Raw genomic sequence first — 13738 nt, 5'->3', positions numbered from 1 at the left:
ACCGAGGTGATCGACGTCGGCCACTTCCTCCCCATGGCGTTCTCCGACTGGTTCACCCGCAAGGAGATGAAGCCGTCGATGCACTCGCAGTCGGTGCTGCTGGTGGACGACTCTGCGTTCTTCCGCAACATGCTGGCACCGGTGCTGAAGGCGGCCGGCTACCGCGTCCGCACCGCGCCGACCGCGCAGGAGGGCCTCGCTGCGCTCCGCGCCCAGAGCTTCGACGTGATCCTGACCGACATCGAGATGCCGGACATGAACGGGTTCGAGTTCGCCGAGACCATCCGCTCCGACAACAACCTCGCCGCGACGCCGATCATCGGCCTCTCGGCGCTGGTGTCGCCGGCGGCGATCGAGCGCGGCCGGCAGGCCGGCTTCCACGACTATGTCGCCAAGTTCGACCGTCCCGGTCTGATCGCGGCGCTGAAGGAGCAGACCGCGGGCGCCGCCGGCGCCTCCGAGCTGAGCCGGGCGGCGGCGTAAGCCGGACAGGGATCAGGAGATAAGCTCATGAGCACCAAGACCCAATCCGCCGAAGGCGCCATGGTCGAATACGTCACCGCGATGATCGGCGGCCAGCTGTTCGGCCTGCCGATCTCCCGCGTCCAGGACGTGTTCATGCCCGAGCGCGTCACCCGCGTGCCCTTGTCCTCGCGCGAGATCGCGGGCGTCCTGAACCTGCGCGGCCGCATCGTCACCGTGGTCGACATGCGCGCCCGCCTCGGCCTGCCCAAGGCCGAGGACGGCAAGGTGCCGATGGCGGTCGGTGTCGATCTGCGCGGTGAATCCTATGGCCTCCTGATCGATCAGATCGGCGAGGTGCTGCGCCTGCCCGAGGCCGGCATGGAAGAGAACCCCGTCAACCTCGATCCCCGCATGGCCAAGCTCGCCGGCGGCGTCCACCGCCTCGAGGGCCAGCTCATGGTCGTGCTCGACGTCGATCGCGTCCTCGAGCTCGCGCCCGAGATGATGGCGGCCTGATACGGCGGCATTGCCGCGGACGTGCCAGTAATTGGAGTGTCCCTGCAAAGGGGATAGGAAGCAGAGGTTCACATGCGAACTTGTCTCGTCGTTGATGATTCCAGCGTCATCCGCAAGGTTGCGCGCCGGATTCTGGAGGGCCTCGACTTCCAGATCCTCGAAGCCGAGGACGGTGAGAAGGCGCTGGAGGCCTGCAAGCGCGGCCTGCCCGACGCGGTGCTGCTCGACTGGAACATGCCCGTCATGGACGGTTACGAGTTCCTCGGCCACCTCCGCCGCATGCCCGGCGGCGACCAGCCCAAGGTGGTGTTCTGCACCACCGAGAACGACGTTGCGCATATTGCACGCGCGCTGCACGCCGGCGCCAACGAGTACATCATGAAGCCGTTCGACAAGGACATCGTGACGGCGAAATTCCAGGAAGTTGGACTTATCTGAGCGACCGCCCGGAGGCTGAACGGATCCTTCGGCGATTGTTTTCAACTGAACCGTTTCAGTCTGAGTTGGTGAGTAATGAGTGTTGCGTTCGCAGGTAATTCGACCACGGGCACGTCGCGCGAAGCCGGACCTCTGCGGGTGATGATCGTCGACGACTCCGTCGTCATCCGCGGTCTGATCTCGCGCTGGATCGGTGCCGAGCACGACATGGAGGTCGCTGCTTCCCTGCGCACCGGGCTCGAGGCGGTCAACCAGCTTGAACGCATCAACCCCGATGTCGCCGTGCTCGACATCGAAATGCCGGAGCTCGACGGCATCTCGGCGCTGCCGCAATTGCTGGCGAAGAAGCGCGATCTCGTCATCATCATGGCTTCGACGCTGACGCGCCGCAACGCCGAGATAAGCTTCAAGGCGTTGTCGCTCGGCGCGGCCGACTACATTCCGAAGCCGGAATCGACGCGCGAGGCGTCGGCCGCCGACACCTTCCACCACGACCTGATCCAGAAGATCCGTCATCTCGGTGCGCGGCTGCGCCGCAAGCCCGCGGTTGCGAGCCCGCCGCTCGCGCCGGCGAGCCCTGCTGCTGCGACTGCCCCGGCTGCGCGCGCACCGGCCATTGCCCGTACTGCCGCGCCGGCACCCGCTCCAGCCGTACATGCCCTGTCGTCGGGAGCGCTGTCGACGCGCCCGTTCTCCACTCAGGCTCCGAAGGTGCTGCTGATCGGCTCCTCGACCGGCGGTCCGCAGGCGCTGATGGCGCTCGTCACCGAGCTCGGTCCTGTCATCGACCGTTTTCCGGTGCTGATCACCCAGCACATGCCGCCGACCTTCACCACCATTCTCGCCGAGCATCTGGCGCGTTCGAGCCGCCGCCCGGCAGCCGAGGCGGTCGACGGCGAGCCGGTGAAGCCGGGACGGATCTATCTCGCACCCGGCGGCAAGCACATGCGCCTCGCGCGCAGCGGCGCGGACACGGTGATTGCGCTCGACGACGGCCCCGCCGTCAATTTCTGCAAGCCCGCGGTCGATCCGCTGTTCACTTCCGCCATCGACATCTGGCACGGCAACATCCTCTCCGTGATCCTGACGGGCATGGGCTCGGACGGCATGCGTGGCGGCAAGGACATTGTTGCGGCCGGCGGCAGCGTGATCGCGCAGGATGAAGCCTCCAGCGTGGTCTGGGGCATGCCCGGCGCGGCCGCCAATGCCGGCATCTGTGCGGCGATCCTGCCGCTCAACCAGATCGGTGCCAAGGTCAACCGGCTGTTCTCGGGAGACCGCTCGTGACGCCCGCAGATTACGATTATCTGCGCAAGTTCCTGAAGGAGCGCTCGGGCCTCGATCTCTCCCCCGACAAGCAGTACCTGGTCGAGAGCCGGCTGCTGCCGCTTGCCCGCAAGGCGAGCCTTCCTGGCATTCCCGATCTCGTGCTGAAGATCAGGAACGGCGATGGCCGGCTTGCGACCGACGTGGTCGAAGCCATGACCACCAACGAGACCTTCTTCTACCGCGACAAGATCCCGTTCGATCATCTGCGCGACACCATTCTGCCGGGCCTGGTCCAGGCGCGCGCCGCGCGCAAATCGCTTCGCATCTGGTCGGCGGCTTCGTCGACGGGGCAGGAGCCTTATTCGATCGCGATGTGCGTGAAGGAGATGGGCGCGGCCCTCGCGGGCTGGCGCATCGAGATCGTCGCCACCGATCTGTCGCAGGAGGTGCTGGAGAAATCCAGGGCCGGCGTCTACAGCCAGTTCGAGGTGCAGCGCGGCCTGCCGATCCAGCATCTGATGAAATACTTCACGCAAGTCGGCGAGCTCTGGCAGCTCAACGCCGACATTCGCGCCATGGTGCAGTTCCGCCAGCTCAATTTGCTGCAGGACTTCTCCCATCTCGGCACGTTCGATGTGATCTTCTGCCGCAACGTGCTGATCTATTTCGATCAGGACACCAAGGCGGTGATCTTCGAGCGCTTGGCGAAGGCGACGGAGGCCGACGGCACGCTGCTGCTCGGCGCCGCCGAATCCGTCGTCGGTATCACCGACGCGTTCCGCCCGATCACCGAGCGCCGCGGCCTCTATCAGCTCAACCCCGCGCGCTCCGGCCGGGCGATGGGCGGGCTGATGCCGCAGCCGCTGAAGGTTGCCGCGGCGAGGTGAGGAGCTTCCTCACCCTCTCCCCTTGTGGGAGAGGGTGGCTTCGCGTTAGCGAAGCCGGGTGAGGGGTCTCTATCCCCACGAATAGTGTTGCGAGTGGACTGAACCCCTCATCCGGCGCCATAGCCGAAGCTTTGCTTCGGCGTTCTTAAGAACGGCGGCCGAAGGCCGCCTATGCCACCTTCTTCCACAAGGGGAGAAGGGAAGAAGAGCAGCCTCACAGAATCGCATGCGGCAGAAACCGCGAGCTGTTGCCCGTGATCGGACTCTCGTCTTCGCGGATCGACAGCCCGCAGGGCTCGTGGTTCACCAACCAGCTTCCGATCACCGGATAGAAGCCGGAAAAGTTCGGCAGCGGTGACAGCGCCTGCCGCACGAAGCCTTCGGCACCGTACGGACCCGCCTGCTCGTCGAGCGGCATGCCGCCGGAGACCAGCGTGACATTGGCGCCTTCGCGCGACAGCAACGGCTTGCGCACATAGGAGCTGCCGAGCTCGGCGGCGCGTGGATCATCCTCGAAGAAGGCCGGCAGCAAATTGGGGTGGTTCGGAAACATCTCCCAGAGCAGCGGCAGGATGCCCTTGTTGGAGAGCACCGCCTTCCAAGGCGGCTCGATCCAGCGCGTCGGGGCTTCCTTGAGCTTTGCGCCGAAGGCGTCCTGGAACATCCATTCCCAGGGATAGAGCTTGAAGGCGAGCGCGATGTCGGCATCGTCGAGATCGACAAAGCCGCCGCCCTCATCGCGCCAGCCGACCTGCTCGATGTCGAGCAGCGTGGTCGAGAGTCCGGCTTGCCGTGCCGTGTCTTCGAGATAAGCGAGCGTACCCGCGTCCTCGGCATTTTCAATTGCGCCGGTGAGGTGCAGGTGATGGCCTGCCGCGATCGTCTTCCATGCCTCGATCAGGCGTTCATGGATGGAGTTGAACTGATCGGCCCGCACCGGGACGATGCGGCGCTCGATCGCCTGTTCGAGCCAGGTCCATTGAAACACCGCGGCCTCGAAGATCGAGGTCGGCGTATCCGCGTTGTATTCGAGCAGCTTCGCCGGCCCCTTGCCGTCGTACTTCAGGTCGAGGCGGCCGTAGAGGCTGCGGTCGTCGCGCTTCCGGCTCTCGGCGATGAGATCCCAGAACGCCTCCGGAATCTTCAGCCGTCGCAGGTGCCGCTCGTCGCCGATCACGCGGCCGGCAAGCTCGAGACACATCGCGTCGATCTCGCCGGTCGGCGTCTCGATGCCGCGTTCGATCTCGTCCAGCGTGAAGCCGTAATAGGCGCGCTCATCCCAATAGCGGTCGCCGCCGATGGTGTGGAAGACGAAGCCGCATTGCGCTGCGGTTTCCCGCCAGTCGTCGCGCTCCAGACAGGTGATGCGCTGCATAAGTCAGCCGCCGCTAGAGAAACCATGCCCGAACGAGCCGAAGCCGCCGCGGCTCACGCTGCCGTGGCCGGAGTCGGATGACGTGCTCGACGAAGAATGGCTGGAGGAATCGCTGCTGTAGAAGCTCGATCGCGACGACGACGAACCCGAGCCGCCACTGCCGCCCGAGGAGCCGCTTCTGCTGCTGCTGCACGCGGTGCTCGTCTGCACCGCTGGATCCGTCCCGGGAGGAGAGGGCTCGCAGGTCTGCCGCGGCATCAGCGTGTAGGCGGTGGTGCCGACCGCGATCGTGCCCATCACCAGCAGGGCGACATGGCCGGAGCGCTTCACCGGCTGCCTCGGCGGCAGCTGCAGGTCCGCCGGCAGGCGCGGCCGGCGCCTGCTGAACTCCTTGCTGGGAGGCTTGTTGGCCATATCACTTCGCTACCATGTCAGTAGATCATGCAGGCGGCGTTGAGCAGGCCCGCGGCGAGCGAGGACAGGCCGAGCCAGATGGCGGGCGCAAGCTCGCCGGCGGCGATCCGCGCCGACAGGTTCGGCACCGGCACCTTGACGAGGAAGAACACGATGACCTGCACGACGAGCGCGATCATTGCCCAGATCAGGCAGTCCAGCACATTGGCCGAATGCGCGATGGCGCTGACCAGCGGCGCGACGAAGCCGAGCAGGCTCAGGCCGAGCGCGATCGCGGCAGCCGGCTCATTGTCGCGGATGAGCTGGAACTCGTTGTAGGGGGTGATGCGGGTATAGACGGACAGATACGCCACGATCGCGACCAGCCCGGTGCAGAAATAGACCAGGAAGGCGGGCAGGCCGGCGAGTGATTGCAGGATCATCGTTCCCCCATCGTGCAGCGACCATTCGTCGGCGCGGGAAGGGTAGCGGTTCAACGTTAGAGGCGGGTGAAGGGTGGTCGGCACGGCCGGTGTAACCTCTCCCGCTTGCGGGGGAGGTCGCTGCGCGTGAGCGCAGCGGGTGGGGGCTTTTTCCACACGGGGACTGTCCCGATGCGGAGAGACCCTCACCCCGACCCTCTCCCGCAAGCGGGAGAGGGAGAAGAACTTCCCCCAAAACGAAAACCCCGCCATTCGCGGCGGGGTCCAGGCTGGGAGGAGCGAGCCCCGACGGGCTCGCGACGTAGACCAGATCAGGCGGGGATGCGCTCTTCGTGCTCGTGCGGCTCGCGCAGCACATAGCCGCGGCCCCACACGGTCTCGATGAAGTTGCGGCCTTCGGAGGCGTTGGCGAGCTTCTTGCGGAGCTTGCAGATGAAGACGTCGATGATCTTCAGCTCGGGCTCGTCCATGCCGCCATAGAGGTGGTTGAGGAACATTTCCTTGGTGAGGGTCGTGCCCTTGCGGAGCGAAAGGAGCTCCAGCATCTGATATTCCTTGCCGGTCAGATGCACGCGCTGGCCGCCGACTTCCACCGTCTTGGTGTCGAGGTTGACGACGAGGTCGCCGGTCTGGATGACCGACTGGGCATGGCCCTTGGAGCGGCGCACGATCGCGTGGATGCGGGCCACCAGCTCGTCCTTGTGGAAGGGCTTGGTCATGTAGTCGTCGGCGCCGACGCCGAGACCCTTGACCTTGTCCTCGATGCCGGCGAGGCCGGAGAGGATCAGAATCGGTGTCTTGATCTTGGAGACCCGGAGCTGCTTGAGCACGTCATAGCCGGACATGTCGGGCAGGTTGAGGTCGAGAAGAATGATGTCGTAATCGTATAATTTACCGAGATCGACGCCCTCTTCCCCCAAATCGGTCGTGTAGACGTTGAAGCTCTCAGACTTCAGCATCAGCTCGATCGACTGCGCGACGGCGCTGTCATCTTCAATCAGCAAAACGCGCATGCCAGTTCCCCATAGTCGCCGCTCCTGGGCGTCAGGTCGGCCGCATTCGCGGCACTCAACAAAACGCCTTTGAACAACTGATTCGGATCCTGACAACAGATGGTTAACAAACTCTGATTCTGGAACGCAAGTCCCCCCGGTGCAATTTTTGTCGAATCGCCCTAAGGTCTTGCGCTGGAAGCAGCTTTTGTTACCCCGATCTGTTCAAGTTCCACTTTAAGAGACGGGCCTAACCGACTCCCGCGACTCAGCCTTCTTCTGAAGGGGAGTCACGCTCAGTCACAAAGACAGTGACGCAATGATTAATGATGCGGGTAAACACGAAGTTAAGCGCCGTTCAGAAATATGGCGAAACTTAAGAGTTTCACCGTGAAGTCCCGGAGCACGACCGCGCTTGCTCTCGTGAAGGCCCTCTTATGAAGGCGCGCCCCTTATGAAGGCTCTTGCCGAACAGATCGGCGACATCGACGGCGTCAACATCTATGGCCGTGTGGTCGGCGTGCGTGGCCTGATGGTCGAGGTGGCCGGTCCCATCCATGCGATGTCGGTCGGCGCGCGGCTCGTGATCGAGACCGGCGCCAACCGCACCATTCCCTGCGAGGTGATCGGCTTCTCCGGCAACAATGCGGTCGTGATGCCGTTCGCCGGCCTCGACGGCGTGCGCCGCGGCTGCAAGGCGGTCATCGCCAATGCGGCCAACCAGGTGCGGCCCTGTGCGGCCTGGCTCGGCCGCGTGGTCAACGCGCTGGGCGAGCCGATCGACGGCAAGGGGCCGCTGCCGCAGGGATCCTCGCCGATGCCGTTCCGCAATACGCCGCCGCCGGCGCATTCGCGCAAGCGCGTCGGTAGCCCGCTCGATCTCGGCGTGCGCGCGATGAACACGTTTCTCACATGCTGCCGCGGCCAGCGCATGGGCATCTTCGCGGGCTCCGGCGTCGGCAAATCGGTGCTGCTGTCGATGCTCGCACGCAACGTCGATGCCGCCGTCAGCGTCATCGGGCTGATCGGCGAACGCGGCCGCGAGGTGCAGGAATTCCTGCAGGATGATCTCGGCGAGGAGGGTCTTGCGCGCTCGGTTGTCGTGGTCGCGACCTCGGACGAGCCGGCGCTGATGCGCCGTCAGGCCGCTTATCTCACGCTCGCGGTCGCCGAGTATTTTCGCGACGAGGACCAGGACGTGCTCTGCCTGATGGACTCGGTGACGCGCTTTGCCATGGCCCAGCGCGAGATCGGCCTGTCCGCCGGCGAGCCGCCGACCGCCAAGGGCTATACGCCGACCGTCTTCACCGAGCTGCCCAAGCTGCTGGAGCGGGCCGGGCCGGGCCTCGGCGAGGGCGCCATCACCGCGATCTTCACGGTGCTGGTCGACGGTGACGACCACAACGAGCCGATCGCGGACGCCGTCCGCGGCATCCTCGACGGCCACATCGTGATGCAGCGCTCGATCGCCGAGCGCGGCCGCTACCCCGCCATCAACATCCTCAAATCCGTCTCCCGGACCATGCCGAAATCTGCCGATCCGCAGTTCTGGCCGACCATCCAGAAGGCGCGGGCGGTGATGGCGACCTATGCCGACATGGAGGAATTGATCCGGCTCGGCGCCTACCGCGCCGGCTCCAGCCCCGAGGTCGACGAGGCGATCCGGCTGCACGAGCCACTGGAGGCGTTCCTGCGGCAGCGCAAGGACGAAAATGCCTCGCTGGCGGACGGCTACCGGCAGTTGGCGCAAATCCTCGGCAATTTGGAAACGGAACGCTAACTTTGTCAGGTCATCATCCGATCCCACAGAGTAGCAGAGCCGGTCTTGGCCTCAATCGGGCCTGTGGGGAGACCGGTGCCGTCCCAATGTGCGTATGTCTTGCAGCTAGGGGACTTCTGGGGAGTACGAGTCGATGAAGTCACGTGATACCCTCATCCGCCTGAAGAAGTTTCAGGTCGACGAGAAGCGCCGCCGGGTCACCCAGATCGAGACCATGATCGCCGACTTCCAGCGGATGTCGGTCGATCTCGAACGCGAGATCCAGACCGAGCAGGAGCGTGCCGGGATCAACGATCCCTCGCACTTCGCCTATCCGACCTATGCCAAGGCCGCGATCCAGCGCCGCGAGAACCTGACCCGCTCGGCCGACGAGCTCAAGGGCCAGCTCGACGAAGCCAAGGCCGCGCTGGCCGAGGCCTTCGAGGAGCTGAAGAAGGTCGAGCTCCTCGACGAGCGCGACCAGGCCCGCGAACGCGCCGAGGAGAACGCCCGCGAACAGGCCGACCTCGACAGCATCGGCCTGATGCGCGCCCGCATCGGCGCCGTCGCTTAAGGCGCCAGAGCATGATCCGGAAAAGTGCGTAGCGGTTTTCCGAAAAGATCATGCTCAAACAATAACCTAATCAAGAACCTGTCAAACCCGGACCCGCAAGGTCCGGGTTTTCGTATGGCCTGTCCACAGCGCGGCGCCACGCCCCTTGGTGGTCGGCTTTGCCGCGCGCTATGGTAGCGCAGTGCCGGGGCCTGCGCGGAACGCGACGGCCCGCGTGTTGGGGGGCTGAATGCTGACGCCAGCAGAGCTGGTTGGGCTGATCGAGGCGGTCGCCAGGGGCGATCAGGCCGCGTTTGAGCGCCTCTACGTCGCCACGCGTGCGAAACTCTATGGTGTCGTGCTTCGTATCTTGCGTCGGCAGGATCTCGCAGAGGAGGTCATTCAGGAGACCTACGTCAAGATCTGGAACAGCGCGGGCCAGTTCAATCCGGCGCTGTCGTCGCCGATCACGTGGATGGCCTCGATCGCGCGCAACCGTGCGATCGACATCGTGCGCAAGAAGTCGGAAGCCTCGATCGAGGAAGAGCCGCAGGCGATGGAGGTTGCGGCCGAAAGTCCCGATCCGCTGGCGCGACGGGAGATGACCGAGGAGCTGAAGCGGCTCCTGGAATGCATCGGCCGGCTCGAGCCGGACCGCCAGAAGCTCGTGCTGCTCGCCTATTACAACGGCTGGAGCCGCGAGCAATTGGCGGAGAAATTTTCGGCGCCCGTCAACACTGTGAAGACGTGGCTGCGGCGCAGCATGCTGGATATCCGGGAGTGTCTCGGATTGTGATGGCTCGGACGACGAGGAAGGTTCTGGACTGCAATTGATGGCCTACACGGAGGACCATATCGCGCTCGCCGCGGAATATGCGCTCGGCACCCTCGACGCCGACGAGCGCGCGCAGGTCGATACCATGATGGCGGTGGACAAGGCGTTCGCCGAAATCGTGCAGTCCTGGTCCTACCGGCTCGGTGTCCTCAACCAGATGGTCGGCACGATCGAGCCGCGTCCGATCGTGTGGGAGAACATCAGGGCCGAGCTCGCGCGGACGGATTTCGCGCAGGCGCCGCCCGCACCGTCCGAAGCCGCACCGCCTCCGGTACCGGAATCGTCCTCGTCTGAAGCCACCTCGCCGCCGCTGCCTTCGGACAGCACGCCGCTGACCGAGCCGCAGCCTTCCGCAACGGAGCCGCCGGAGACGGCGCGGCCGGCCTCCGATGCGTTGTCCGACGTCGCGCCGATCTTCATGCCGCAGGTCCACGCGCCAGATCCGGGCGTGGTGCATGCACCGCCTCCGCCGGCCGTGGACACCAGCAACGTGATCCGGCTCAAGGGCCGCGTGAAGCGCTGGCGCACCATCGCCTCGGTCCTTAGTGCGCTCGCGGCCGCGCTGCTGGTGACGCTGTCGCTGCAGATCTTCCAGCCCGACGCGCTGCCGGGCGCGTTGCGTCCCGCCCCGCGTATCCAGACCGTGGAGGTGAAGACGCCGGCACCGCTCGCCGCGTCCGCGCAATATGTCGCGCTGCTGCAGGGCCAGGGCGGCGGCCCCGCCTTCATCCTCACCATCGACGGCGCGACGCGGAATTTCACGGTGCGCAAGGTCGGCGCCACGCCGGAGCCCGGCAAGAGTTTCGAGCTCTGGCTGATCTCCGACAAGCTGCCGCGCCCGCGCTCGCTCGGCGTGATCGGCGCCGGCGAGTTCACCGCGCGTCCACTGCTCGCCGGCTACGATGCCGACCTCGTCAACGGCGCGACCTATGCCGTCACCGTCGAGCAGGCCGGCGGCTCGCCGAGCGGCCAGCCGACCTCGGCGCCGGTGTTTTCCGGCAAGCTGATCGAGACCGTGCCGCCGGCGCAGCCGCAGGTGCCGGCGAAGAAGTAGGTTCGCCATCGTCGTCCTGGCGAAAGCCAGGACCCATCACCCCAGGAGCCTATGGTAGCAGTGAGCTGTGGCCATACCGGCGAGCAACCATTCGATCCTGTGGTAATGGGTCCTGGATCGGCGCTCGCTCTGCTCGCTGGTCCAGGACGACGCTGGAATGTTCAGGGGGCCGCGACAAATCATTCATCCGTTCCTGTCGCCCTCGTCCATCCCGCCGTCGTATTTCGACAATCGCGGCTAAATCCCGTCCCGGTTTGAACCTCCCCGCCATCCGTCGCGTCAAATCCCCGGAATTTGCAGTCGGCGCGGCCGATCATTGTGCCGAAGAGGGGCGAGACATCAGATGGATGCAGCGAGAACGCCGGGCATCTTCATTCACCAATATGCTGGCCTGCCGCAGGGTGCGGCCTTCGAACAATGGCGCGAGCGGGCCTTCGGAGCCTGCGGCCTCGACATCGGGCCGAGCCATGGCGACAGCATCGATTGCCGGCTCCAGGTCAGTGTGGTCGACAACATCGTGCTCGCCATTCCCGAAGGCGCCTCCGCGCAATACTCGCGCACCCAGAGTCATCTTGCCGACGGCAGCGACGATCTCGTGCTGATCGCGGCGCATGCGGGCCTCGTCCGCGTCGGACAGAACGGCCATACCGTGGAGCTTGCGCCCGCGCAGATGGTGCTCGTCGACATGGGCATCACCGGTACCGTCGGCCATACCATCGAGGATCGTTTCACCAGCATCCGCATGCCGCGCCGCGCGCTGCTGGACATCAATCCGCGCGCCGAGGACAAGCTTTCGCAGGTGCTCTCCGACGGCGCCGTCGCCGAGACCATCTTCGGCTACCATGCGCTCGCCGCCAATCATGCGCCGCATCTCGACGCCGTCGGCCAGCGCCTGACCGCGCAGCACATGGTCGATCTCGTCGGTCTCCTGCTCGGCGCCGATGCCGAGCACGCAAGCCTGGCGCGCGGGCGCGGGCACGCGGCGGCCCGCCTCGACCTGATGCAGGCCGACGTGATGTCCGCGCTCGGCCGCAGCGATCTCTGCCTGGCCGAAGTTGCGACACGCTCCGGCTTAAGCCCGCGCCAGGCGCAGCGCCTGTTCGAGCAGGCCGGCACCACGTTCACCGAATTCGTGCTGGAGCAGCGCCTCCTGCTGGCGCGAAAGCAGCTCGGCGATCCCCGGGCGAGGGCACGCAAGATCAGCGACATCGCGCATTCCTCGGGCTTCTCCGACCTGTCCTATTTCAACCGCGCCTTCCGCAAGCGCTTTGGTGCGACGCCGTCGGAGCTGCGCGAGGCCTAGAGCATGATCCGGAAAAGTGCGAAGTGGTTTTCGGGAAAGATCATGCGTAAACAACAACCTAAAGCGCGCTGACGGTTCATCCAAATCTCATCGCTTTAAGCCCACGATCTTGTGCAGCGGCCCGGCGCCGCCGCAGTTGGTCGGCCGGTGCGAATGAGCTATATCTGCCTCTGCGGGCAGACCGCTGGATCTCTTTGGAAAGCACAGCAGTAAGCGGACATGACGCGTATCGTCGTGCTCGGTGCCGGGTTTGCGGGTCTGTGGGCGGCCATCGGCGCCGCGCGCAAACGCGACGAGATCGGCGCTGCGGGCCGTGACATCGAGATCTGTGTCATCGACCGCAACCCCTATCACAACATTCGCGTGCGCAATTACGAGACCGACCTCAGCGAGGTCGCGCTTCCGCTTGCGCAATTGCTCGATCCGATCGGCGTCACGCACGGCCTGGCCGAGGTCGAAGCGATCGATCCGGCGCATCGCAGGATATCGCTCGTCACCAGCGGCGGCGAGGAGACGCTGAGCTATGACCGCCTCGTGCTCGCGCTCGGCAGCGAGGTGATGCGTCCCGACATTCCGGGCCTTGCCTGCCATGGGTTCGACGTCGACACCTATGCCGCGGCGCTTCGCCTCGAGGATCATTTCGCATCGCTCGGACGCAGCGCGCCGTCACCGGGACGTTCGACCGTGGTCGTGGTCGGCGCCGGCTTCACCGGCATCGAGGTCGCGGCTGAAATGCCCGACAGGCTGGCACGCGCCGGCATCACGGGCAGCCGCCGCATCATCCTGGTCGATCCCAATCCGACTGTCGGCGCCACCATCGGTACGCATGCGCGTCCCGTCATCGAATCCGCCTTGTCATCGCTCGATGTCGAGACGCGGCTCGGCGCGCGCGTCGTCTCGATCGAGGCCGCCGGTATTCACCTGAGCTCGGGCGAGTTCATCGCGGCCCAGACGGTGATCTGGTGCGCCGGCATGCGTGCAAGCCGGCTGGCCGAAAATTTTCCGGGCGCGCGCGATCGCCTCGGGCGCCTTCTGGTCGATCCCTTCATGCGCGTCGCGGATCTGCCCGGCGTGTTCGCGGCCGGCGACGTCGCCTCCAGCGTGGTCGACGGGCTGCATCCGACCGTGATGTCCTGTCAGTTTGCCCGGCCCATGGGGCGCTTCGCCGGCCACAACGTGGTGGCCGATCTGGTCGGTGAGCCGATGCTGCCGCTGCGGATCGACTGGTACGTGACCGTGCTCGATCTCGGCGGCTGGGGCGCGCTCTATACCGAGGGGTGGGATCGCGAGGTCCGCGCCACCGGCGCCGCCGCGAAGGCGACCAAACAGACCATCAACCGCAAGCGCATCTATCCGCCGCTGAACGGCAGCAAGGACGACCTGTTCGCCGCCGCCGCGCCGACCGTGCAGGCGCCGCCGCCGACCTATGGGGCGCGGCGTCGCTGAAAGGCTGCGG

15 protein-coding genes are annotated in these 13738 nt (G+C 65.6%); 11 read left to right on the top strand and 4 right to left on the bottom strand.

Going from position 1 to position 13738, the window contains the following annotated elements:
* The 5 genes from A5906_RS38385 to A5906_RS38365 all read left to right on the top strand — a co-directional run.
* The coding region (locus tag A5906_RS38385) for a response regulator (protein WP_136615527.1) at positions 1 to 483 on the top strand (483 nt) is incomplete at its 5' end.
* 27 nt (positions 484 to 510) lie between these two features.
* The gene (locus A5906_RS38380) at positions 511 to 981 is read left to right on the top strand and encodes a chemotaxis protein CheW (RefSeq protein WP_080140277.1); all 471 of its coding nucleotides are present in this window, start codon (positions 511 to 513) and stop codon (positions 979 to 981) included.
* 72 nt (positions 982 to 1053) lie between these two features.
* A complete protein-coding gene (locus A5906_RS38375; RefSeq protein ID WP_007600538.1) occupies positions 1054 to 1419 on the top strand; it encodes a response regulator in 366 nt (121 codons plus the stop codon).
* A gap of 75 nt (positions 1420 to 1494) precedes the next feature.
* Complete coding sequence (locus A5906_RS38370; RefSeq protein WP_080140276.1) at positions 1495 to 2706, top strand: protein-glutamate methylesterase/protein-glutamine glutaminase; 1212 nt, start codon at positions 1495 to 1497, stop codon at positions 2704 to 2706.
* The gene (locus A5906_RS38365) at positions 2703 to 3575 is read left to right on the top strand and encodes a CheR family methyltransferase (protein WP_080140275.1); all 873 of its coding nucleotides are present in this window, start codon (positions 2703 to 2705) and stop codon (positions 3573 to 3575) included. Before A5906_RS38370 ends, A5906_RS38365 begins: the two co-directional genes overlap by 4 nt.
* 214 nt (positions 3576 to 3789) lie before the next feature.
* Here A5906_RS38365 and A5906_RS38360 read toward each other — a convergent pair whose 3' ends face one another.
* From A5906_RS38360 to ctrA, 4 genes are all read right to left on the bottom strand, one after another.
* A complete protein-coding gene (locus A5906_RS38360) occupies positions 3790 to 4950 on the bottom strand; it encodes a glutathionylspermidine synthase family protein (protein ID WP_080140274.1) in 1161 nt (386 codons plus the stop codon).
* A 3-nt stretch (positions 4951 to 4953) separates the two neighbouring features.
* A complete protein-coding gene (locus A5906_RS38355; RefSeq protein WP_080140273.1) occupies positions 4954 to 5364 on the bottom strand; it encodes a hypothetical protein in 411 nt (136 codons plus the stop codon).
* A gap of 17 nt (positions 5365 to 5381) precedes the next feature.
* Positions 5382 to 5786, bottom strand: a complete 405-nt coding sequence (locus A5906_RS38350; RefSeq protein ID WP_080140272.1) for a DUF350 domain-containing protein — start codon at positions 5784 to 5786, stop codon at positions 5382 to 5384.
* Between the two features lie 311 nt (positions 5787 to 6097).
* Positions 6098 to 6799 (bottom strand): response regulator transcription factor CtrA, encoded by a 702-nt coding sequence (gene ctrA / locus A5906_RS38345; protein WP_008138878.1) that lies wholly within the window; start codon positions 6797 to 6799, stop codon positions 6098 to 6100.
* 433 nt (positions 6800 to 7232) lie between these two features.
* On the opposite strand from ctrA, the gene fliI reads away from it, so the two are divergent.
* The 6 genes from fliI (at position 7233) to A5906_RS38315 (ending at position 13728) form a co-directional block, all read left to right on the top strand.
* Entirely contained in the window at positions 7233 to 8558 is a 1326-nt protein-coding gene (gene fliI, locus A5906_RS38340; protein ID WP_080140271.1) for a flagellar protein export ATPase FliI, read from the top strand.
* A 133-nt stretch (positions 8559 to 8691) separates the two neighbouring features.
* A complete protein-coding gene (gene fliJ, locus A5906_RS38335; protein ID WP_011084990.1) occupies positions 8692 to 9111 on the top strand; it encodes a flagellar export protein FliJ in 420 nt (139 codons plus the stop codon).
* Positions 9112 to 9340: 229 nt separating this feature from the next.
* Positions 9341 to 9886 carry a sigma-70 family RNA polymerase sigma factor gene (locus A5906_RS38330; protein WP_080140270.1) on the top strand — a complete coding sequence of 182 codons (546 nt, stop codon included), beginning with the start codon at positions 9341 to 9343 and terminating at the stop codon, positions 9884 to 9886.
* Positions 9887 to 9923: 37 nt separating this feature from the next.
* Positions 9924 to 10979, top strand: a complete 1056-nt coding sequence (locus A5906_RS38325) for an anti-sigma factor (protein ID WP_080140269.1) — start codon at positions 9924 to 9926, stop codon at positions 10977 to 10979.
* Between the two features lie 343 nt (positions 10980 to 11322).
* Positions 11323 to 12282, top strand: a complete 960-nt coding sequence (locus A5906_RS38320) for a helix-turn-helix transcriptional regulator (protein ID WP_080140268.1) — start codon at positions 11323 to 11325, stop codon at positions 12280 to 12282.
* A gap of 219 nt (positions 12283 to 12501) precedes the next feature.
* On the top strand, positions 12502 to 13728 hold the full coding sequence (locus A5906_RS38315; RefSeq protein ID WP_080140267.1) for an NAD(P)/FAD-dependent oxidoreductase: 1227 nt from the start codon (positions 12502 to 12504) through the stop codon (positions 13726 to 13728).
* Positions 13729 to 13738 lie beyond the last annotated feature (10 nt).

It is taken from the genome of Bradyrhizobium sacchari (assembly GCF_002068095.1).
GTDB lineage: Bacteria > Pseudomonadota > Alphaproteobacteria > Rhizobiales > Xanthobacteraceae > Bradyrhizobium > Bradyrhizobium sacchari.
The sequence above is the reverse complement of the archived record's forward strand: the minus strand, read 5'-3'. Positions and strand labels throughout refer to the sequence as shown.

Excerpts from the sequence above, each read along its gene's own strand:
- A5906_RS38315 (WP_080140267.1), top strand. The coding sequence starts at position 12,502 with ATGACGCGTATCGTCGTGCTCGGTGCCGGGTTTGCGGGTCTGTGGGCG.
- A5906_RS38370 (WP_080140276.1), top strand. The coding sequence starts at position 1,495 with ATGAGTGTTGCGTTCGCAGGTAATTCGACCACGGGCACGTCGCGCGAA.
- fliJ (WP_011084990.1), top strand. The coding sequence starts at position 8,692 with ATGAAGTCACGTGATACCCTCATCCGCCTGAAGAAGTTTCAGGTCGAC.
- A5906_RS38375 (WP_007600538.1), top strand. The coding sequence starts at position 1,054 with ATGCGAACTTGTCTCGTCGTTGATGATTCCAGCGTCATCCGCAAGGTT.
- A5906_RS38360 (WP_080140274.1), bottom strand. The coding sequence starts at position 4,950 with ATGCAGCGCATCACCTGTCTGGAGCGCGACGACTGGCGGGAAACCGCA.
- A5906_RS38325 (WP_080140269.1), top strand. The coding sequence starts at position 9,924 with ATGGCCTACACGGAGGACCATATCGCGCTCGCCGCGGAATATGCGCTC.
- A5906_RS38350 (WP_080140272.1), bottom strand. The coding sequence starts at position 5,786 with ATGATCCTGCAATCACTCGCCGGCCTGCCCGCCTTCCTGGTCTATTTC.
- A5906_RS38380 (WP_080140277.1), top strand. The coding sequence starts at position 511 with ATGAGCACCAAGACCCAATCCGCCGAAGGCGCCATGGTCGAATACGTC.
- A5906_RS38355 (WP_080140273.1), bottom strand. The coding sequence starts at position 5,364 with ATGGCCAACAAGCCTCCCAGCAAGGAGTTCAGCAGGCGCCGGCCGCGC.
- ctrA (WP_008138878.1), bottom strand. The coding sequence starts at position 6,799 with ATGCGCGTTTTGCTGATTGAAGATGACAGCGCCGTCGCGCAGTCGATC.
- A5906_RS38320 (WP_080140268.1), top strand. The coding sequence starts at position 11,323 with ATGGATGCAGCGAGAACGCCGGGCATCTTCATTCACCAATATGCTGGC.
- fliI (WP_080140271.1), top strand. The coding sequence starts at position 7,233 with ATGAAGGCTCTTGCCGAACAGATCGGCGACATCGACGGCGTCAACATC.
- A5906_RS38330 (WP_080140270.1), top strand. The coding sequence starts at position 9,341 with ATGCTGACGCCAGCAGAGCTGGTTGGGCTGATCGAGGCGGTCGCCAGG.